At 34.5% G+C, this 21350-nt stretch carries 19 protein-coding genes; 7 read left to right on the forward strand and 12 right to left on the reverse strand.

The window, feature by feature from the left end:
• Window positions 1-16: 16 nt before the first annotated feature.
• The 6 genes from pstC to phoU are packed head-to-tail and all read left to right on the forward strand — an operon-like array spanning window position 17 to window position 5704.
• A complete protein-coding gene (gene pstC, locus BLP60_RS07830; protein WP_092065759.1) occupies window positions 17-907 on the forward strand; it encodes a phosphate ABC transporter permease subunit PstC in 891 nt (296 codons plus the stop codon).
• A 24-nt stretch (window positions 908-931) separates the two neighbouring features.
• The gene (gene pstA / locus BLP60_RS07835) at window positions 932-1780 is read left to right on the forward strand and encodes a phosphate ABC transporter permease PstA (RefSeq protein ID WP_092065760.1); all 849 of its coding nucleotides are present in this window, start codon (window positions 932-934) and stop codon (window positions 1778-1780) included.
• Between the two features lie 14 nt (window positions 1781-1794).
• Window positions 1795-2472: a response regulator gene (locus tag BLP60_RS07840; protein ID WP_143338926.1), complete on the forward strand. Its 678-nt coding sequence runs from the start codon at window positions 1795-1797 to the stop codon at window positions 2470-2472.
• Window positions 2473-2476: 4 nt separating this feature from the next.
• Complete coding sequence (locus BLP60_RS07845) at window positions 2477-4249, forward strand: HAMP domain-containing sensor histidine kinase (RefSeq protein WP_092065762.1); 1773 nt, start codon at window positions 2477-2479, stop codon at window positions 4247-4249.
• Window positions 4250-4264: 15 nt separating this feature from the next.
• Window positions 4265-5026 (forward strand): phosphate ABC transporter ATP-binding protein PstB, encoded by a 762-nt coding sequence (pstB, locus tag BLP60_RS07850; RefSeq protein WP_092065764.1) that lies wholly within the window; start codon window positions 4265-4267, stop codon window positions 5024-5026.
• Between the two features lie 9 nt (window positions 5027-5035).
• Entirely contained in the window at window positions 5036-5704 is a 669-nt protein-coding gene (gene phoU / locus BLP60_RS07855; protein ID WP_092065766.1) for a phosphate signaling complex protein PhoU, read from the forward strand.
• Between the two features lie 144 nt (window positions 5705-5848).
• Here the strand turns inward: phoU and BLP60_RS07860 are convergent, their stop codons facing one another.
• The 12 genes from BLP60_RS07860 to BLP60_RS07915 all read right to left on the reverse strand — a co-directional run bounded on the left by BLP60_RS07860 (window position 5849) and on the right by BLP60_RS07915 (window position 19769).
• Window positions 5849-6676, reverse strand: coding sequence for a mechanosensitive ion channel family protein (locus BLP60_RS07860; protein WP_092065768.1), 828 nt, complete (start codon window positions 6674-6676; stop codon window positions 5849-5851).
• Window positions 6677-6850: 174 nt separating this feature from the next.
• Window positions 6851-7738 (reverse strand): glucose-1-phosphate thymidylyltransferase RfbA, encoded by an 888-nt coding sequence (rfbA, locus tag BLP60_RS07865; protein WP_092065770.1) that lies wholly within the window; start codon window positions 7736-7738, stop codon window positions 6851-6853.
• 13 nt (window positions 7739-7751) lie between these two features.
• Window positions 7752-8630 carry a cation diffusion facilitator family transporter gene (locus tag BLP60_RS07870; RefSeq protein WP_092065772.1) on the reverse strand — a complete coding sequence of 293 codons (879 nt, stop codon included), beginning with the start codon at window positions 8628-8630 and terminating at the stop codon, window positions 7752-7754.
• A 121-nt stretch (window positions 8631-8751) separates the two neighbouring features.
• Complete coding sequence (gene hydF / locus BLP60_RS07875) at window positions 8752-9972, reverse strand: [FeFe] hydrogenase H-cluster maturation GTPase HydF (protein WP_092065774.1); 1221 nt, start codon at window positions 9970-9972, stop codon at window positions 8752-8754.
• The gene (gene hydE, locus BLP60_RS07880; RefSeq protein ID WP_092065776.1) at window positions 9948-10937 is read right to left on the reverse strand and encodes a [FeFe] hydrogenase H-cluster radical SAM maturase HydE; all 990 of its coding nucleotides are present in this window, start codon (window positions 10935-10937) and stop codon (window positions 9948-9950) included. The genes hydF and hydE overlap by 25 nt, the downstream gene beginning before the upstream one ends.
• Before the next feature lie 64 nt (window positions 10938-11001).
• Window positions 11002-13317, reverse strand: coding sequence for a [FeFe] hydrogenase, group A (locus BLP60_RS07885; RefSeq protein ID WP_159427713.1), 2316 nt, complete (start codon window positions 13315-13317; stop codon window positions 11002-11004).
• A 210-nt stretch (window positions 13318-13527) separates the two neighbouring features.
• Window positions 13528-15549: a CoB--CoM heterodisulfide reductase iron-sulfur subunit A family protein gene (locus tag BLP60_RS07890; protein ID WP_092065778.1), complete on the reverse strand. Its 2022-nt coding sequence runs from the start codon at window positions 15547-15549 to the stop codon at window positions 13528-13530.
• A 234-nt stretch (window positions 15550-15783) separates the two neighbouring features.
• Window positions 15784-17172 (reverse strand): aspartate ammonia-lyase, encoded by a 1389-nt coding sequence (locus BLP60_RS07895; RefSeq protein ID WP_092065780.1) that lies wholly within the window; start codon window positions 17170-17172, stop codon window positions 15784-15786.
• A gap of 3 nt (window positions 17173-17175) precedes the next feature.
• The gene (locus BLP60_RS07900; protein WP_092065782.1) at window positions 17176-17442 is read right to left on the reverse strand and encodes a hypothetical protein; all 267 of its coding nucleotides are present in this window, start codon (window positions 17440-17442) and stop codon (window positions 17176-17178) included.
• Window positions 17443-17455: 13 nt separating this feature from the next.
• Window positions 17456-18949 carry a [FeFe] hydrogenase H-cluster radical SAM maturase HydG gene (gene hydG / locus BLP60_RS07905; protein WP_092065784.1) on the reverse strand — a complete coding sequence of 498 codons (1494 nt, stop codon included), beginning with the start codon at window positions 18947-18949 and terminating at the stop codon, window positions 17456-17458.
• Window positions 18950-18983: 34 nt separating this feature from the next.
• Window positions 18984-19232 carry a TM1266 family iron-only hydrogenase system putative regulator gene (locus tag BLP60_RS07910; RefSeq protein WP_092065786.1) on the reverse strand — a complete coding sequence of 83 codons (249 nt, stop codon included), beginning with the start codon at window positions 19230-19232 and terminating at the stop codon, window positions 18984-18986.
• Window positions 19233-19769, reverse strand: coding sequence for a hypothetical protein (locus BLP60_RS07915; protein ID WP_092065788.1), 537 nt, complete (start codon window positions 19767-19769; stop codon window positions 19233-19235).
• Between the two features lie 301 nt (window positions 19770-20070).
• Here BLP60_RS07915 and BLP60_RS07920 point away from each other — a divergent pair, with 301 nt between their 5' ends.
• A complete protein-coding gene (locus BLP60_RS07920) occupies window positions 20071-21333 on the forward strand; it encodes a [FeFe] hydrogenase, group A (protein ID WP_092065830.1) in 1263 nt (420 codons plus the stop codon).
• Window positions 21334-21350: the final 17 nt, after the last annotated feature.

A 21350-nucleotide genomic window follows, 5' to 3' on the forward strand; every position in this document is an offset into this window, starting at 1 on the left:
TTAATGTGGGTAGAAAATGTTATCTAGAAAACAAAAAGACAATTTAATTAAAGGTATTTTTTTTGGGATTGCTTTGGTTTCTGTTGTAATTTTAGGTTTAATAATGTTTTTTTTGTTTAAAGAAGGTCTGCCTATTTTTAAATATGTTTCTGTAAAAAAGTTTTTGTTTGGAAATTATTGGTATCCTACTTCTGAGCCTCCTGATTTTGGCATTTTTCCTTTAATCGTAGGTTCTGTATTAGTAACCCTGCTTTCTTCTTTTATTGCAGTGCCATTAGGGATAATGACAGCTATTTATTTGGCAGAAATTGCCAGCCCTAAACTGCGTAATATTGTTAAACCTGTAGTAGAATTGTTAGCTGCAATGCCTTCTGTAGTAATTGGTTTTTTTGGTATGGTTGTGGTTGCTCCTTTTTTACAAGACTATTTTGATTTAGCTACAGGTTTAAATTTATTTAATGCCTCGTTAATGTTGGCATTTATGTCTATCCCTACTATTTGTAGCATTTCAGAAGATGCTATCTTTAGCGTTCCTAGAGAATTAAAAGAGGGTTCTTTAGCTCTTGGGGCTACGCATTGGCAGACAATTGTTAGAGTCATAATTCCTGCATCTTTATCAGGTATTATTACATCAGTAATTTTGGGAATGTCTAGAGCCATAGGAGAGACCATGGTAGTGTTGATGGTAGCAGGTGGAGCAGCAATGATTCCAGAAAGTATTTTTGACCCTGTGCGTCCTATGCCTGCTAGTATTGCCGCAGAAATGGCAGAAGCTCCTTTTAGAAGCGAACATTATTACGCTCTTTTTGCAATTGGTATTGTTTTATTTATTTTTACTTTATTATTTAATATGGTTGCAGATCACATTTCTCATAAATACAGACAAGTAGGGGTGGCAACTCTATAAAAAGGGAAACTATTAGGAGCATAAATGCATAGTAAAAAGATTACTCAAGGGTTTTGTTTTGGTTTGCTTAGGTGTGCAGCTTTTGTTAATGCATTGGCTTTAGGTATTTTAATATACTTTTTAATAATAAACGGTATTTCTGCTATTTCTTGGGAATTTTTAACCCAACCACCTAAAAATATGATGACACAAGGTGGAATAATGCCTTGTATTATAGGTACTTTTTTGTTGAGTTTTGGAGCTATGTTAGTTGCTCTTCCTTTAGGAATTGGTTCCGCTATTTATTTAAATGAATATGCAAGGCCTGGAAGGTTGTTGAGATTAATTAGGCTAGGGATAAATAATTTGGCAGGAGTTCCTTCTATTGTTTTTGGGTTATTTGGCTTGGCTTTTTTTGCTACCCAGTTAAAGTTTAAAGTTAGTCTATTAACAGGTATGTTCACCTTAGGTTTTTTAACCTTGCCTGTTGTTATAAGCGCCACAGAAGAGGCTTTAAAAGCTGTTCCCTCTACGTATCGTGAGGCCTCTTTGGGGCTTGGAGCAACAAAATGGCAGACCATATATAAAGTGGTCTTGCCAGCTGCATTGCCAGGAATTCTTACAGGAGCTATTTTAAGTCTTAGTCGGGCAGCAGGCGAGACAGCTGCTATTATGTACTCTGCTGCTGTGTTTTATTCACCTAAGTTGATAAGTTCTATTTTGGAACCAGTTATGGCCTTGCCTTATCATATTTATGTTTTAGCAACTGCAGGTACCGAAATAGAAAAAACACGACCCCTTCAATATGGTACTGCTTTGGTTTTAATTACCTTAATTTTTGGAATGAACTTCATTGCTATTTACTATAGAGCAAAAATGCAGAAAAAATATTAACGTGGATAATATTTATGAAAAAGATTTTAATTGTAGAGGATGAGCCAGATATTTTAAATCTTTTGGATTTAAATTTGCAACAGGCAGGCTTTGAAGTTTATTTAGCCTCGAATGGTATTGAAGCTTTAGAAAAGATAAAAAAAATCCATCCTGATTTACTTATTTTAGATTTAATGTTGCCAGGTATAGATGGCTTAGAGGTGTGCAAAGAAATAAAAAAAGATCCAGAGACAGCCTCAATTCCTGTACTTATGCTTACTGCTAAAGGAGAAGAAGTGGATAGAATAGTAGGCTTTGAACTTGGAGCAGATGATTATGTGGTAAAACCCTTTAGTATTAGAGAACTTGTGCTGAGAATAAAAGCTATTTTGAGGCGTCAACAAGAACCTTTAACAAACAAAGTGTGGACTTATGATGGTTTAAAGTTAGATAAGGAAAAAATGCAGTTTTGGGTGGATCAAAAGGAAGTAAAACTTACTTCAACAGAGTTTAAACTTTTAACAGAGTTAATTGTTGCTGATGGCAAGGTTTTATCAAGAGAGCAACTTTTAAGCAGGGTATGGGGATATGACTTTGAAGGATATGCTAGAACAGTAGATACTCATATTAGACGACTTAGAAAAAAAATGGGTTCGTATGCAGATGTAATAGAAACGGTTAGAGGCATGGGATATAAACTTAAATTGGGATAGAGTAATGAGTTTAAAATTAAAAACAATATTTTTGTTTTGGTCTGTTATATTAATAACACTTTTCTTACCAAGCACTTATTTTTTAGATTTGCTACAAAAAGAGATCCAAAGAGATGTGATATATAATGTAAAAAAAGAAATTAATAGTGTACAGTTTATTTTAGAAAAATGTAACTTCAAAAAAGACAAAGAATTTTTTGATACTTTTATTAAAAAAATAGGGAAAGTTATTCAAGATAGAATAACATATATTACAGAAGATGGGATAGTAATTGCTGATTCTGAAGTAGATAAAAAGAGAATTAAACAACTCGATAATCATGCTTCTAGACCCGAGATTGTTCAGGCAAGAACTAAAAAAGAGGGAATGAGTATTCGTTTTAGTGGAACTATCCATAAAAAATTGATCTATTATGCTAGAAAAATAAATTCATCTCATGGATTACCTAAAGGATATCTTCGAATTGCCCGTCCTTATTCTACAGTAGCTGTGGTTTTAGGACGTATTAAAAAGAATATATGGGGCATTACAATTGCATCCTTATTGTTGTCTGGGTTGTTAGTTTATATTTTTGGAGCTAGTTTTTTTAAGAGGCTTAATCGTTTTGTGACCGTAGCTAAGGCCATTGGACAAGGGGATTTTAGTAGAAGGATTTATAATTCGCCTGCAAAAGAGTTTGAACCTTTGGTGGAAGCAGTAAATGAAATGGCCAATAATATAGAGCAATATGTGGCAACTATTTCTAAACAAAAAATAGAGGTCGAGGCTATTTTAAATGGTATAGATGCTGGAGTTGTAGCTTTAGATAAGCAAGGAAAAGTAGTTCAATATAATAAGGCTTTTGAAAAAATTTTTCCTAATATGAAAAATTATGTAGGAAAAAGTCTTTTAGAAATTACAATAGATACAAATTTGCATCAATCTTGTCAAAAAGCTCTACAGCAACAGATAAATATTAAAAATTTAGAAATACGCATTGATAAAGAGTTTTACAATGTTAATATTATAGTAATTAAAAAAGCGACAGATTTAGGAGCAATTGTAGTATTTCATAATATTTCTGAACTTAAAAGAGTTGAGAGTATGCGTAAAGATTTTATAGCAAATGCATCACATGAACTTAGAACACCTTTAACCTCTATACGAGGATATACAGAAACTTTGCTTGATAGTGATAAAATATTTAAAGAGAAAGGAAAGGAGATGTTAAGAGTTATTTTAAGAAATGCAGAACAAATGAATTATCTTTTAGATGATATTCTAAAATTATCTAGGATAGAATCAGGTAAAGAAGAATTTATTTTTGAAAATATAAATATTTATAAAATAGTAGAAAAGTCATGGGAAAGTGTAAAACACTTAATCAAGCAAAAAGATATTAAATTTGTAAATATGATTGATAAAGAAATAGAACTTATCTCAGATAGAGAGTCATTATTACATGTATTTCAAAATTTAATTCACAATAGTATTAAGTTTGTCCCAGATAAAAATGCACAAATTAAGGCTATCTTTAAACAGTACAAACATGAAATATGGTTAGGAATATGGGATAATGGGCCAGGTATTCCTCATGAGGAACAAGATAGAATTTTCGAGCGATTTTATCAGGTAAAAAAATATGTGGCAAAGGGAATAAAAGGTACAGGGTTAGGTCTTTCTATTTGTAGGCATCTTGTTCATAATTTAGGGGGAAGAATTTGGGTAGAAAGTCCAATTAAGGAGCTAGGATATGGATGTATTGTGTGGTTTTCATTGCCAAAGAGAAATAACTAGGTAGGTGATTGTTTTATGGACAGGGAAGTAAAGATTAGAGCTAAAAATATTAATTTTTATTATGGAAATTTTCAGGCTTTACATAATATCTCTTTAAATATGTTTAAAAATCAAGTTACAGCCCTGATAGGTCCTTCTGGATGTGGTAAGAGCACGTTTTTGCGCTGTATTAATAGAATGAATGATCTTATCCCTGAGGCAAGATTAGAAGGCGAACTTACTCTAGACGGAGTAGATATTTATGGGCCAAAAATAGATGTTGTGGAGATTAGGCGTAAAGTGGGAATGGTATTTCAGAAGCCAAATCCTTTTCCAAAGTCTATCTTTGAAAATGTTGCTTATGGATTAAAGGTAAATGGTATTAAGGATAAAGAATTTATTGCTTATAGAGTAGAAGAAAGCTTGAAAATGGCAGCTTTGTGGAGTGAAGTAAAAGACAGGTTACAGACCTCAGCTTTAGGCCTTTCAGGGGGACAACAGCAACGTCTTTGTATTGCTAGGGCACTTGCAGTGGAACCAGAGGTATTGTTGATGGATGAGCCTGCTTCTGCTTTGGACCCTATTGCTACGCAAAAAATAGAAGAGCTTATTTTTGAGTTAAAAGAAAAATTTACTATTATAATAGTTACCCATAATATGCAGCAAGCGGCAAGAGTATCTGATATAACAGCATTTTTTTATATGGGGAAATTAATAGAGGCAGATACAACTGATGTAATATTTACTAGACCAAAAGAGAAGCAAACAGAAGAATATATCACAGGTAGATTTGGTTAGGAGATAAATATGACTACACATTTGCAACAAGAATTAGAAGTTTTAAAGGAAAATGTTCTAACAATGGTTTCAGAAGTAAAACAATCTTTACAAAAAGTATGTAAGGCCTTTGCTTTACTAGATGCTGATTTAGCACAAGAAGTTATTGAAAGCGATCAAGATATTAATGAGTCAGAAGTTAAAATAGATGAACAAGCCTTGAGATTGCTTGCCTTAGAGGGACCAGTGGCTAGAGATCTACGTTTTATTTTAGGATGTATGAGGATAGCTGTAGATTTAGAAAGAATAGGAGATGAATGTGCAAATATTGCTGAAGCTACTATTATGCTTAGTTGTAAACCTGTTTTAGGATTTTATGAAAGAATCCAGGTTATGGGAGAAAAATCAGCAAGAATGCTAGACTTAGCTGTAAGTTCTTTTTTTCAACCTAATGCAGATTTAGCTATAGATGTTTGTAAAATGGATTATGAGATTGATGAATTAAACTCTCAAATTACTAAATATATTATTCAGTATATGACAGAAGAAACACCTGCTATTGAACGTTCAGTTCAGGCTATTAATATTACTCGTAGATTTGAAAGGATAGCAGATTTGGCTACAAATATAGCAGAAAGTGCTGTATTTGTAGATAAGGGAATTAATATAAAGCATTATTGTCAGTTTGATAATAGATAAAGACACTAAACTTTTGTGGTTGTTAGAAAACGTACTTTCTAAAATAGTTGCAATATTAATAAGTGGGCGAAGTTAGAAGGGTGGTAAAGATAGAAAGAATAAAAGGGAAAGAGGTATTCAAAACTCTTTCCCTTTAAAATATTTTTATGAAGTAGGACTGTTTTTTAAAAACAGGTGTACATCTTGTTGAGGATAAGGGATTGAGATTCCTTGAGCATCAAAGGTTGTTTTAATTTTTTCTATCAATTCAAAATATACGTTCCAATAATCTTCTGTTTTAACCCAGGGCCTAACAGCAAAGTTTACACTACTATCAGCGAGCTCTGAAACAGCTATTATTGGTTCAGGAAATTTAAGTATTTTAGGATGAGCAGAGATAATTTGGGTAAGTATTTCCTTGGCTTTTTTTATGTTATCTTCATATCCAATACCAATGGTCATGTCTATGCGTCTTGTATCGTTAGCTGTAAGGTTAGTTATGTTATCAGTAGTTATTTTACTATTAGGAATGATGATTTTTTGATTGTCAGGGCTATGTAAAATAGTATTAAATATAGAAACTTTTTGTACCGTCCCTATTATGCCATTGGTTTTTATTACATCTCCTACTCGAAAAGGTTTAAAAATTACTAACATTATTCCAGAGGCAAAATTAGAAAGGGAATCTTTTAAGGCAAGACCTACAGCCAAACCTGCTGCGCCGAGAATAGCTATGAAAGAAGTTGTTTCTATGCCTAATTGACTGGCTGTGATAATTAAAACAATTCCTAAAAGAGAATAATATAATATCCCTTCGACAAAATTTATGACGGTAATATCCATTCCTTTTTTGTTTAAAACAATTAACAATGCTTTAGTGAGTTTGCGAGCAAGCCATTTGCCTATAAAAAAAATTGCGATGGCCACAATAGCTTTTAATGCATATAGAGTTAGCCAATTTTGAATCAGGTTTAAAGTGGAAGCTAAGTTCATTGTTCTCCTCCTTTATTATTTTTTAGTAGATGTTAACTAAATATAGGCCCAAAGTCTTTCTTAAATTAAAAAAAAATAAAATTGATATAGTTTTTAATTTAAACTTAATTGAAGAGAGTTTTATTTTTTTATTATTAAAACAGATAAGAAGAGGGAAGGAGAGGAGATTTAGAATTAAAGTAGTAAATGTTTAGAGTCTTCTTCTAAGATATTTTTTAGATAATCTCCATATTCATTTTTTGAATATTTTTTGGCCCATTGCAAAAGAATTTCTCTATTGATATAGCCTTTACGGTAAGCAATTTCTTCTATGCTTCCTATTTTAAAGCCCTGTCTTTCTTGGATAGCTTGAATAAAGCTGGAGGCCTGATGTAAAGAGGCATGAGTGCCTGCATCGAGCCAGGCATATCCTCGGCCTAATAGTTTTACTTTTAGTTTTCCTTTTTTAAGGTAAGCATTGTTTACATCGGTTATTTCTAGTTCACCTCTTGCTGACGGTTTTACTTTTTTGGCTATGGAGACTACTTCATTATCATAAAAATAGATCCCTGGCACAGCATATTTACTTTTCGGTTTAACAGGCTTTTCTTCAATACTTAATACATTTCCTTTGGAATCAAAGTTTACTACTCCATAGCGTTGAGGATTTTTTACTGGATATCCAAAAATGATTCCACCATTTTTAAGTTGAGCACATTCTTCTAAGACTGTAGATAATCCTTCTCCATAAATTATATTGTCTCCTAATACAAGGCAAACGCTATCTTGGCCAATGAACTCTTCTCCTAAAATAAAGGCTTGAGCTAATCCTTCTGGCCTTGGTTGTTCTATATAAGAAAATTTTACTCCTAACATAGATCCGTCTTCAAGGAGTTCTTTAAAACGAGGTAAGTCTCTAGGGGTAGAGATAATAAGAATATCCTTAATTCCTGCCAACAGGAGTACAGATAGAGGATAGTAAATCATTGGTTTGTCATATACAGGCAAGAGTTGTTTGCTTATGCTTAAAGTAAGAGGATATAATCGTGTTCCTGAACCGCCTGCTAGAATAATGCCTTTCACTTAGACCTCCCTTTTAAATTTTTGCATCCCATGAGCGTTTATCTTCTATTGGTTCAATATGAATGGTTATTTCACTTAAAGGAAATTTTTTTTTAATATTGTTTTCTAAAGTACAACATATATCATGTGCTTCTTGGACAGTTTTTTTCCCTGGCAGCAAAAGATGAAATTCAATGAATCTTTTGGCTCCAGATTTTCTAGTACGCAGATTATGTACTTTAAATTTGGGATTATAATGTATAACCTCATTTAGAATATCTTGTTGTTCTTCTAAAGGCAAGGCCCTATCCATTAAACCAAAAAAAGATGTTTTTAAAAGATCATATCCAGACTTTAGGATATTTATGGCAACTATCAAGGCGATAATAGGATCCAATAATTTTAGCTTAGGATAATAAAAAGCAATAACTACTCCAATACATACTCCTAGGCTTGTGGCGACATCAGTTAATAGGTGTTTAGCATCTGCTTCTAGAACAATAGAGTCAAAGCGTTTTGCACCTTTTAATAAAATAAGAGCTACAACAAAATTAAGTAATGTGCTAATAACAATTAAAACAATCCCTATATTGGGCTGAAGCAGAGGGGAAGGATGAACAATCCTATGAACCACAGAGCCGAATATACTAATAGACGCAATTAAAATAAGGGCACCTTCTAAACCGCTGGCAAAGTATTCTACTTTAGAGTATCCATAAGAGTGAGTGTTATCTGCAGGTTTTTCTGTAATTTTAAGAGCAATATATGCTACAATACTAGCTGCTAAATTGATAAAAGACTCTAATGCATCTGAAAAGATAGCTACCGAGTTTGTGAGATAGGCAGCAATTAACTTGAGAATAATAGTAAAAATAGAGGCTATAATAGAATATAGGATTATTTTTTTAGGCATGCTTAGATCCTTATTAATTCTATAGAGTTTTTGATTTGTGCTTGAAAAAGAAGAATTTTATTATATTCTAGATAGTTTTATAGGTCAAATTTAAGTAAATATTTGTATCTCTTTTTAATATTTAGTTTTTTAAACATAATTGAGCGTAGGGAAAAGGCTCAAGGCAACGATGAATGACTCCTTGGAGGTAAGATATTGTTAAGCCATAATTAGTAATAGGAACTCCTTTTTTTCGAGCTTTATAAATACGAGTTAACATTTCTCGCCGATTTAAAACACAGGCAGCACAGTGTATAATGAGCTTGTATTCTTCCAGATGTTCAGGGAAATTTTTTCCTGCGCAAATATCGCATTGAATATGTACTCCTGTATATTGTTGGAGCCAGCGAGGGATTTTTACTCTACCGATATCATCTGCCAAGGGATGATGGGTACAGGCCTCAGCAATAAGGACTTTATCGTGTGGTTGAAGTTGCTCTATGGCTTTTAATCCGCGGGAAAAAATGGCTAAATCTCCTTTAAATCTAGCCATAATAATGGAAAAGGTAGTCACCCATACATTTTTGGGAGTGTCTGCTACAGTTTTTAATACACACTGAGAATCGCAAATAACAAGTTTTGGATCGCGATTTAATCGTTGCAATGCATTTCTAAGTTCTCTTTCTTTAACTACTATACAATAGGCATCATTATCTAGAATATCTCGAATCGTTTGAACTTGGGGCAGGATTAGTCGCCCTTTTGGAGCTTGTAAATCAATAGGAACTACTAGCACTGCCAATTCTCCTGCTGAAACAAGGTCTCCTATTAGAGTAGGAGGGTTAAACCAATCTGGAGGTGTAGTTTGCAAAAGAAGTTCTTTTAGTTCTTTTATCCCTTCTTTTTTTGTAGCTGATATACCAATAAAAGGTATTCCCGCTGTTTCTAGTTTTTGCTGGAGAGTTGCATTTATAGGTTCAAGATCTGTTTTATTAAAAACCACAACAAAAGGTATTTTTTGTTTTTGCAGAATATTTTTAATTTTTTCTTCAAACTCTCCCCAGATGTTTGTTTCAGTAACTAGGATAGCCAAATCCGTGCGCTCAAGAGTTTGCATTGTTTTTTGTATCCGCATTTCTCCTAAGGCCCCTATGTCATCTATACCTGCTGTATCAATAAAAACAACTGGACCAAGGGGCAAAAGTTCCATGCTTTTTTCTACAGGATCCGTAGTTGTGCCAGGAGTGTCTGAGACAATAGCAATGGACTGAGAAGTTATGGCATTTAAAAGAGAAGATTTACCTACATTTCTTCGACCAAAAATGCCTATGTGAAGTCTTAAACCTTTTGGGGTTTTTTGCACCTCAAAGAACCTCCTTTTCCTTTATTGAATTTTCGTTTAGCTTTTGAGATAAATACTTTGCTTAAATCAAGAGTAATTCGAGTTTTGTTATTGTATATGGCATAATTTGAGCTGTAGGTTTGGGGAGTAAAATCGGGCATGATAACATTAGCTCCTGCTTGGAGTGCCAAAACTATACCTTGCTGAGGGTCAAGTGTTGCAATTGCTGTTGTGGCTGGTAAGTGAATTTTTTTTATTAAAATTCGTATAAGTGCGATTATTTTTAGGGTTAGATTTAAATCTCCTGGAGAATGGTTGCCCAAAGGCGTATCTTTTTGAGGTAAAAAAGGTCCAATTCCTGCCATATCTGCTTGAAATTTATGAATAAGCAAAATATCTTCTGCCAGGTCATGAATGGTCTGTCCAGGTAGCCCTACCATGCATCCTAGCCCAATTTCATAGCCAATCTTTTTAAGGAATTTTAAGCTAGATAGGCGCTCTTTTAATGTTTTACCAGGGTGCAATTTAGCATATAAGATAGGGTTCGCAGTTTCGTGTTTCATAAGATATCTATCTGCTCCTGCTTTGCGCCAGTATTCGTAGTCAGACAAATCTCTTTCTCCTAGAGACAAAGTAATAGCTACGTCAGCTTTGTGTTTGATAGAGCTGATAATAGAAGCAATAGTTTTTGTATCATAAGCAAAGTCGTCTCCAGATTGTAAAACAATGGTTTTTACCCCCTGTTTAGCCATATTTAGAGCAAGTTGAATGATTTCTCCTGGCTGCATGCGATAACGTTTAATATTGTTGTTTGCACTGCGCAGTCCACAATAGAGGCAATGACGGCAGCAATAGTTGGAAAATTCAATAATTCCTCGAATATACACATCTTTCCCAATATATTTCTGACGTATTTTAGTAGCCTCTTGTATCAGTTGAGAGAGAGGAGTTTTTTGCAAGTGATATATTAATTCTTTTTTAGTCATTGTATAACTTTGGTTTATATTCAAGAAGTCAGGTCCATTAACCTGACTTCTTGAGGAGAGGGGACTAAGATACTTCTTTTTTAGAACGATCAATGTATTGGGTATGTAATAGGTGATGCGCTAGCTTACTTACAGGTTCTTTTAGAAAATCAGAATAAACTTGTTTGACCTCAGGGTTTTCATGAGATTTTCTTAAGGCACACTTTTTATCGTCTGTATTTAAAGCCGTTGTTCTGGTTTTAACAGTTGTTGGATTAGTGGGAATAGGTTGTCCGCCACCGCCAATACATCCTCCAGGACAAGCCATAAATTCTATAAACACGTAATCTTTGAAACCATTACCCTGCTTGATAGATTCACATATCTTACGAGCATTGCTAAGCCCATGAGCTACAGCTACTTTAATTTCTTTGTTACCTAGTTTAATAGATGCTTTTTTTATTCCCTCCAAGGATCCCAGATCTTCAAATTCTAATTTTTCTAAAGGAGTGCCTGTAATTAGTTCATAAGCTGTGCGTAATGCTGCTTCCATAACACCGCCTGTGCGTCCAAATATTGTTGCTGCACCCGTATATTTACCGATTAAGGGATCTGCTTCTTCCTCGGGCATTTTTTTAAGATCAATTCCTAGAATTTTTAAAAGCTTGGCGCATTCCCTTGTAGTGAGAACATAATCCACATCTTGAAATTTATTGTTTACTTCACCTTTTTCTTGCCAATATTTAAAGGCATCACACATTTCTTCTCTTTCTCGTTCATATTTTTTGGCCGTGCAGGGCATAATAGAAACAACAACCATTTTTTTAGGATCGATCCCAAGTTTTTTGGCTGCGTATGTTTTAGCTATGGGCCCAAGCATTTGTTGAGGGGATTTAGCTGAAGATATATTAGGAATAAGTTCTGGATAAAAGGTTTCGCAAAATTTTACCCAACCGGGGCTACAAGAGGTAAATTGTGGCAAGGCAGAGCTTACCTCTTCTATGGCATGTTCATTTATGTTGAGGTCTGGAGGTAGTTCATCTTTGCTTAAGATTCCTGCTTTTATAAGTCGTAAGATCAGTTCTGTACCTTCTTCGATAATGGTTAGATCAGCAGTAAAATTGGTATCCCATACTTTGTCAAAGCCTGCCTTTCTTAACGCTGCATATAATTTATGGGTTACTAAACTACCTGGCTCCAGGCCAAATTCCTCTCCTAGGCTGGCTCTAATGGAAGGAGCAAATTCAACTACAACAAACTTTTCTGGATCTTGGAGAACATTTATGACTTCTTGTACTTGATCTATTTCTCTAATTGCACCTAGTGGTCTAGAATAAGCACAAGTTTCACAACCAAAGGCTTTTTTAAATACCTTTACGGCATTTATTTCTTTGCCCATGGGACAGGCATGAATACATTGCCCACAGCGTACACATTTTGACTCATCTAGTATTATTCCTTTTTCCTTATCAAGGACAATTGCCTCTGCAGTCTGTATTGTTTTGCAGGTGTCTACACAGCTACCACAACGTATACAGAGCTCAGGGTCATAAAGAATAGAAGGGGCTGAAATCCAACCTGTAATTTTTTGTTCTTTTATCTTTTCTTTGGAAATTAATCCTGCATTTTCTGCTTCACAAATAACAAGTTCTTGTAACTTCTTGATTAGATAACAATTGTCTTTTTCTTTAAGCCAGCTTAACCTTTCGTTAAGTTTTTTTTCTATTAAACTGGATTTAGTTTTAATAACCATACCTTCTTTAACCATTAAGTTTTTAAGCATTTTTGCGTGTACTATGCGACCATCAACTTCTACAATATTTAATAAAGGACAATTTTGATTTTTTATTGCTGCTAGTTGAGGTAGGTGATAAGGAAGAAAGTAAGATTTATTCTGTTCTTTTAAAAGTTTTTCAATAGTAGTATTCTTTTTTGTCTGGATTTCTTGGCCATCAACAGAAAGTTTAACAGGAGTTGTTTCTTGGGGTAACTCTTCTCCTTTTAATGGATTTGGGCCTAATTGTTGTATTTGTGTCGTATACTCTTTCATTACCTCAGCGAATTTGTAACCTTCTGCGCCAGAAATCCATTCTAACCTTAAACGTTGAGGCTCAAAACCAAGTTCCGGTAAAATTTCTTTCATCTTTTTTATTCTGCGCTCTGTCTTGTAATTACCTTCTTTATAATGACAATCTCCAAAGTGACATCCACCTACAAAAACAGCATCTGCGCCTTTTAAAAGAGCTTCTAAGATAAATTCAGGAGCCACTGTCCCAGAACAAGGAACACGAATTAATTTTGTGTTTGGGGGATATTGGCATCTTAAGTTACCTGCTAGGTCTGCTCCTGCATAGGTACACCACTGACAAGCAAAACCAACTATATTTGGTTTAAAAGACATCTGCTCACCTCCTTAAAAATGTATATATTTACAATATTAACTAGGTTATGCGTATTTTTGGGGATGAGTTTGTCATTAATTTTTGTGGGTGTAGTAGGAACAACTACTTCAATGTTTACCTTTGACAATGCAATACCCCCCTTGGTTTATATAAGCTGGCAGGGTGTGTTTTAATATAGATAGACTCATGCCAGCTCAAATAAAATCTGTTTAAGCGTCATCCATAGTAAGAGCGGCTATTTGGGCGAAAATAGCTTCTTTAGTGTATCCATGTAAGATTATAGCTTGAGATGGACATGCTGCTGCACATACTCCACATCCCTTACAACTAGTTTCTTCTATTATGGCTCTAAATTGCCCATGTTTATTTTTTTTCAGAGAAATAGCACTATAAGGACAAAGTGGCATACAAATGCCGCAACCACTACATTGTTCAGAATAGACTTCAGAAATAATAGGCTCGATTTTGACTCTGCCTATAGCTAGCGGATCTGCTGCTGCAGAGGCTGCAGCTTTACCTTGGGAGACTGTATCAGGAATATCTTTTGGACCTTGGCAACAACCTGCTACAAAAATTCCTTCTACAGATGTTTCTACTGGGCCTAGCTTAGGGTGAAGTTCTTTAAAAAAGTTTGCCCCACAGAATTGAAGCCCTAGGGTTTGAGCTAATTTTTTACTGCTTTTGGGTAATTCAATTGCAGTAGCTAGAATAACTAAATCAGATTCATATTCAAGGGGCGTTCCTGCTTCAAGGTCATAAGCCATAACTCTTAACTTATCCCCTGGAAGTGCTTCTAAACCGCCTACTTTCCCTCGGAAAATATTAATTCCCATTTGTCGAGCGCCAGTATAGTACTCATCATATCCTTTCCCTGGCGTGCGAATATCAATGAAGTGCATGTTGATATTTAGTTCAGGATATTTTTCTTTTAATAGTCTTGCTTGCTTTATCATATACATGCAACATACTTTTGAACAATAGGTATGAAATTTTTCATCTCTCGAACCTACACAAGAAATAAAGGTTATGGTGTTTGGTTTTTTATTGTCAGAGGGACGTAAAAGTTTTCCCCCAGTAGGTCCTGTAGCAGAAATAAGTCTTTCTAGTTGTAAAGCAGTAATGACGTTTGGGGAATGAGGAGCTAGTTCTTTAAACCAATTTTTTTCCATAACCTTATAACCTGTGGCAACTACAATAGAGCCAACTTCTATTTCTATGGTTTCTCCATGAGGGTTATAAGGAATATCCCTATTAATTGCTCCTGCCGGACATACCTTTTGGCAAGGTGCTAAAATAGGGTTACCAGTTTTTTTGCTAATTTTTGTTTTTTCTCCATATTTACGACCATCACAATTTTTACAATTTTTTATATCTAAAACTGCTTTTTTGGGTACTGCCTGAGGGAATTGAATATAAATTGCCTTGCGAGAATCTAAACCACAATTAAATTCATCAGGAATTTTGACAGGACAAACTTCAACACACGCCCCACATCCTGTACATTTATCCCAATCAACATAGGTTTGTTTTTTACGTATTTTAACTTTAAAATTTCCTATATATCCTTCAACTACTTCTACTTCGCTATAAGTCAGTAATTCGATGTTAGGATGGTTTGCCACATCTACCATTTTAGGAGTAAGTATGCAGGCAGAACAGTCATTTGTAGGAAAGGTTTTATCTAACATTGCCATTACTCCACCAATTGAAGGCTTTGTTTCAACTAGATATGTTTTATAACCTTTGTTTGCTAACTCTAAAGCTGCAGAAATACCTCCTATGCCTCCACCTATTACCAGAGCAGAGTTAATTGCTTTTACGTATTTTTCTTCCAAAGGAGTCAAATGGGCTACTTTTGCTACGGCTGAGGCAACTAATTTTTTAGCTTTTTCAGTTGCTCCCTCTTTATCGTGGGAATGAACCCAACTATTTTGATCACGGATGTTGGCCATTTCAAAAAGATATTTATTTAATCCTGCAGACTCTAATGTATTTCGAAATATAGGTTCATGAGTTCTTGGAGTACAAGCTGCTACTACTACCCTATCTATTAGGCCTTCTTTAATGTCCTGCTTGATTAGCTCTTGGCCTGCGTCAGAACACATGAATAAATCTTTTCTAGCTATCGCTACGTTGGGCAATTTTTCAGCAAACGCACGCACAGCCTCCACATCTATTACCCCTCCGATATTTGTACCACAGTGACATACATATACTCCTATTTTGGACATGTCCCCCTCCTTTAAAATAAATTTGATACATTAAGACAAACAACACTAACAATTCTAATAGGGGGTATTGTAAAAAGTCTTTACTTAGTCAAATTTAAATAAAAAATCCTTTTTTCATATAACTATTAACCAAACTAATTATTCAAAATTAAGATTATATTTAAAATTTCCTAACCAATTATCTTAATTAAAGAAATTATATTTAGAGTTCATATTTAATACTTGTTTTATAACTCATAATTTATATCCAAGAGCAGTCATTGCTTTTGGAGATAGTATGTAGTCTAATTTTTCTTTTGAAATTAATTTTTTTTCCTGAACTATCTTTAAAACGCTCTTTTTGGTATTTAGAGCTTCTCTAGCTATCAAAGTTGCTTGTTCATATCCTATATAGGGCAAGAGAGCAGTGATAATTGCAGGGCTATTGTATGCATAATATGTACAAATATTTTTATTTGCAGATATTTTTTGGATGCATTTTTTGTTAAAGATTTTATTTGCTTGATTGAGAAGGCTTAATGATTCAAGAAGTGCATGGGCAAGTAAAGGAAGAAATGGATTTAATTCAAGTTGTCCATTTTGGCATACTTGGGAGATTATAAAATCATTGGCCATTACTTTAATGGCTACTTGACCAATTGCTTCACAAATAACTGGATTTACTTTGCCAGGCATGATAGAGGAGCCAGCTTGAACTGCGGGCAAAATTATTTCTTTAAATCCAGCTATTGGGCCGGAGGACATTAAACGTAGATCTGTCGATATTTTAAATAAATTTACAGCATGAGCTTTTAGGATTCCTGCTACTTCCACAAAAGCATCTTGATTTTGAGTGCAATCTATCAAGTTTTCAGCTCTAGCAAGGTTTAAGTTTGTTTCTTCTCGTAGTTTTTCAATGACTAAGAAAATATACTTTCTTGGTGCTGTAAGTCCTGTTCCAATGGCTGTTCCTCCAATATTTACTACACGTAATCTTTCTTGACATTTGAAAACTCTCCATCTGTCTCTGGCAATTGCCTCTGCATAAGCTGAAAACTCTGCTCCCAAAGTAATAGGTACCGCATCTTGAAGTTCTGTGCGCCCTATCTTGATTATGTCAGAGAACTCTTTTTCTTTGGTTTGTAGAGATTCCTGTAGGTTAGCAATGTTTGTTTCAAGGTGGGATAATAGCGTGATAGCAGCAATTTTAACAGCTGTAGGGTAAACATCATTAGTGGATTGATGTAGATTTACATGGTTAATGGGATGAACAAGATTATAATTTCCTTTTTCTCCTCCTAGTATTTCTATTGCTCTATTGGCAAGAACTTCATTGATGTTCATATTAGTAGAAGTCCCTGCGCCACCTTGTAGAGCATCTACCACTATTTCGTTATGGAGCTTACCAGAGATGATCTCTTCACAAGCTGTAATTATAGCTTCTCCTATATCTGGGGGTAGATAATTTAGTTCTATGTTGGTTTTTGCACAGGCTTTTTTTACTAGAGCTAGCGCCTTGATCAGTTCAGGATGAATTTTTAGGCCTGATAAGGCAAAATTTTCTTTTGCTCTCAAAGAATGAATGCCAAAGTAAGCATTTTGGGGAATCTGTTTTTTGCCTAATAAGTCTTGTTCTATGCGCATGGTTTAAATTTCCTTGGTAAGTTGCTTGGCAAAGGGAGTTATTTCTTGAAGTAAGGCTCGCATTGCTTCTTCAGATATATGTCCTTCTAAAAACATTGTAAGCTTGTTAGTTAAATTTATTTTTTGAGGACGAGTAAAAATTTCGATCCCATATCCACCTAAAAAATGCTGGCGATTTCCTAAAGGTCGGGTAAAATATACCTTGGATAAGCCAAATTTAGTGCATATTATTTGAGCCTTTGTTTCTAATAATTTTTTAATATCAGCCATATTTCTATTCCTTTTATAAATGCTGATCTCTTTTACCTGCTTCTTCTTCTTTTAGGAGCCGCCTGACCTGTTTAGCTGCTTGAGGTACATTCTCGTCTAGCCATTTTAGATAGTTGGGAATGATTACCTTTTCTCCAATTTCCTTTACTTTAGGAGAAGCATAATCCATAAGATATTCTTTAAAGGTAAGAATTCCATTGCCAATACAAAAATTTTTTACAGTGGCATGTTTGGCTAAAGGCATAAAGTTGTCTCCTGTACGACCTTCTCTATAACATGCAGTGCAGAACGAAGGTAAGTAGCCGTCTTTACATAGGTCGTAGATAAAATCATCTAAACTGCGAGTATCTTGGAGTACAAATTGTTGCTTGTTAGGGATATGTTCTTTTTGTATTTCAGTATATCCCCCAACAGCAATTCTACTGCCTGCGTCCATTTGCGATACACCACCTTTTTTGATTATTTCTTGTCGTAATGCTGGTGCTTCTCTAGCTGTTAAGATTGAACCTGTATAAGGGCACATGAGACGAATAATGGCCACGATTTTTTTAAAGTCTTCATCGTTTACAAGATAAGAAGAATTCCCAGTTAGAGGGGTGTTTATTGCTGGCTCTAAACGAGGGTAAGAGATAGTATGAGAGCCTACTCCAAATTCTTTTTCTAAGGACATAGCATGATAAAGTAGACCTAGAAGTTCAAAGCGCCAATCATAAAGTCCAAATAATGCTCCTATGGCTACGTCATCAATACCTGCTTGTAATGCCCTGTGTAGAGCAAATAGTCTCCATTTATATTGTCCTTTTAAAGTGTTTTGGGGATGTAATTTTTTATAAGTAGGGTGGTGATATGTCTCTTGGAATACTTGGTATGTGCCAATACCAACAGACTTTACTGCTTTGTATTCATCAACAAATAAAGGAGCAGCATTGACATTTACTCGTCTAATTTCTCCTTTGCCATTTTTTATACTGTAAATTTTTTCTATTGTTTGGCAGATATATTCGTAATTGCTTGCTGGGTGTTCTCCATAAACAACAATCAGTCGTTTTTGTCCCATATTAGTAAGAACTTTTATTTCTTCTTCTAATTCTTCTAGAGTAAGAGTTTTTGTTTGAATGGAATGATTGCTGTTTCTAAAGCCGCAATAAACACAATTGTTTACACAAGGACTAGAAATATAAAGAGGAGAGAAGAGTACAATCCTATTGCCATAGACCTTACATTTAATCCAGTAAGCTGCTTCAAAAATAGCTTCCCATAGTTCTTGATCCTGAACGTTGGAAAGAGCTGCTACTTCTTCAGGGGAAAGCATTTCTCCTGTGAGGGCGTTTTCTTTGGCTTTGGTAATTATATCTAAAATTTCTTTTTTCTCTGTTTTTTTCTTTTTCCCCAGAATGGTTAATATTGTTTTGTCGTTAATAAAATCTTCCCAGGGACAATTTTCTTCCCACTTTTTGATCTTAATTAACCGATTTTCTCTCCATTCTTTTTCTGTCAGGGATAACATTATTGCTTGTACCTCCTATTAAAACAGTAAGGATTTATTTTGTTATTAAAATAGACTTTACCTCTACCTGAGGAATGATTCCTAATTTACCAGTGAAAGCCCCTATTTGATCGGTGTTGGCTTCTACGATTAAAGCTATAACATTTAATTTTTTTTCTTTATATGGAACTCCCATCCTACCTATAATAATATCTCCATATTCTGATAAAATTGTGTTAACTCTTGGGCTAGATACTTTTCTGTTTTTTATAACAATAGCAATCACTCCCATTCTTTTATTCATTTAAAACCTCCAAGATTTTTCTTTGCTTAAAGAGGTTAGATTATAAATTGGCTCGATTTTGTTGTTTGCTCGTAAAATGTTTTGTTTTTGTAATTCTTTTTTTATTATTTTTATTGTTAAACGCATGGCTCTACATACTTCTTTAGAAATATAAATACAGTTATGTTGTTTAGTTTGAATAAAGATAAACTTAATTTCTTTAGGGAAACCGTTTATTAATTTTATTCTGTTAAGAGCTTGAGATAAGGGATAAATAGTTTTTACTTGATCCTCTAACCACGGAAGATGTTGTTTAAAGTTTTTATAGTCCCAATAAAGCACTTTGCCTGGCTTTAATCCAAGATTAATAGCTTGAACGATAATGGCTAATTCTGCCTTAAAGATCCAAATATCTGCCTTTACAGCTTCTTCTGCTAGATAGATTAAAGAAATATTATTTGCCAGGTTTTCTTGAGCTAGGGCCTCAATGAGATAACACCCAGCACCAAAATCACCTTTTAAAACATCTCCAAAACTAATTATAGATATTTTATTCATTTTAGTATTACTTTTTAAAAAATAGTATTACTCGTAAATCTTTCTATAGGGAATCGTCATAAAATTATCAAGCACTTTTTCTAAAAAAATTTTATTTTTTTATATTCAAGAAAAAAATAATTAGCTGTGTTGACATATTTTTTTATATTTTTTATGCATCTGTTCAATTGTTTTTAAACCAATTGGTTTTTTATGTACTTTAATTTTTTGAGGAGGTGTTATGGCTGCTTGTAGAGTTAAGGAAAAGCCTAAAGTTTTGCCGGTGGATTTATCCGCTATAATTCCAGAAAAGGAGGGAACGATGAGGAAGATGGAAGACGTTATTTATTTAAATAATGCTCCACACCATGAAGAGCCAGATAATATTTATTTTGTCCAAGTAGATCCTACAAAGTGTCAGGGATGTGGAGAATGTGAGGAGCATTGTGCTACGGGAGCTATTCAATCTATAAATGAAGAAGGTATTCACCAGGTGTTAAGTCCTTCAGCTTGTATGAATTGTGGACAGTGTTTAGCGAACTGTCCTTATGGGGCTATTTATGAGGGAGTTTCTTTTGTGGATGAAGTTTTTGAGAAGTTAAGGGATCCTGAGACTGTAGTTGTTTCTATGCCTGCCCCGGCTGTTCGTTATGCTCTTGGAGAATGTTTTGGATATTCTCCTGGTACATATGTAGGAGGTAAAATGCATGCTGCTTTAAGAAAGCTTGGATTTGATTATATCTGGGATAATGAATTTGCTGCCGACTTAACTATTATGGAGGAAGGAACCGAGTTAATCGAGCGAATTAAACACCCAAGTAAGGATAAGCCTCTACCTCAGTTTACCTCATGTTGTCCTGGTTGGGTAAAGTTTTGTGAATCTTTTTATCCAGATCTTTTGCCATATCTTTCTACTTGTAAATCTCCTATTGGTATGTTGAGTGCATTAGCTAAAACCTATGGTGCGCACCAAACTCATACACCTGGTCAAAAGATTTATACAGTATCTATTATGCCTTGTATTGCTAAAAAGTATGAAGGTCTTAGACCAGAAATGGCAGATAGTGGGTTTAGAGATATAGATGCAACTATTAATACTAGAGAATTGGCTTATATGATTAAAAAGGCTGGTATTGATTTTAGAAGTTTGCCTAGTCAAGACCCTGATCCTGTACTTGGGATGTCTACGGGCGCTGCTACTATTTTTGGGACTAGTGGAGGAGTTATGGAGGCTGCTCTTCGTTTGGCTTATGAAGTTTTATCTGGGCAAAAACTTACTAAACCGGATATAAAAATTGTTCGTACCCATGAAGGAATAAAGGCTGCGGATATTAAGATCCCTAAGTTTGGAACCATTAAAGTAGCTGTTGCTAGTGGGCTTAAAAATGCTGCTAAACTTTGTGAAGAAGTTAGAGCAGGTAAATCTCCTTACCATTTTATAGAAATTATGGCTTGTCCTGGTGGTTGTGTAAATGGGGGAGGACAGCCCTTAGACCCAAGTATCCGTGAGGAAGCTTCATTATTTAAAAGGATGATTGCAAAGATAAATAAACGGTATAAAGGACGTAAACCCACTATTAGTTAAGAATAAGGAGGTATGTT

It is taken from the genome of Desulfonauticus submarinus (genome assembly GCF_900104045.1).
Classification (GTDB): domain Bacteria; phylum Desulfobacterota; class Desulfovibrionia; order Desulfovibrionales; family Desulfonatronovibrionaceae; genus Desulfonauticus; species Desulfonauticus submarinus.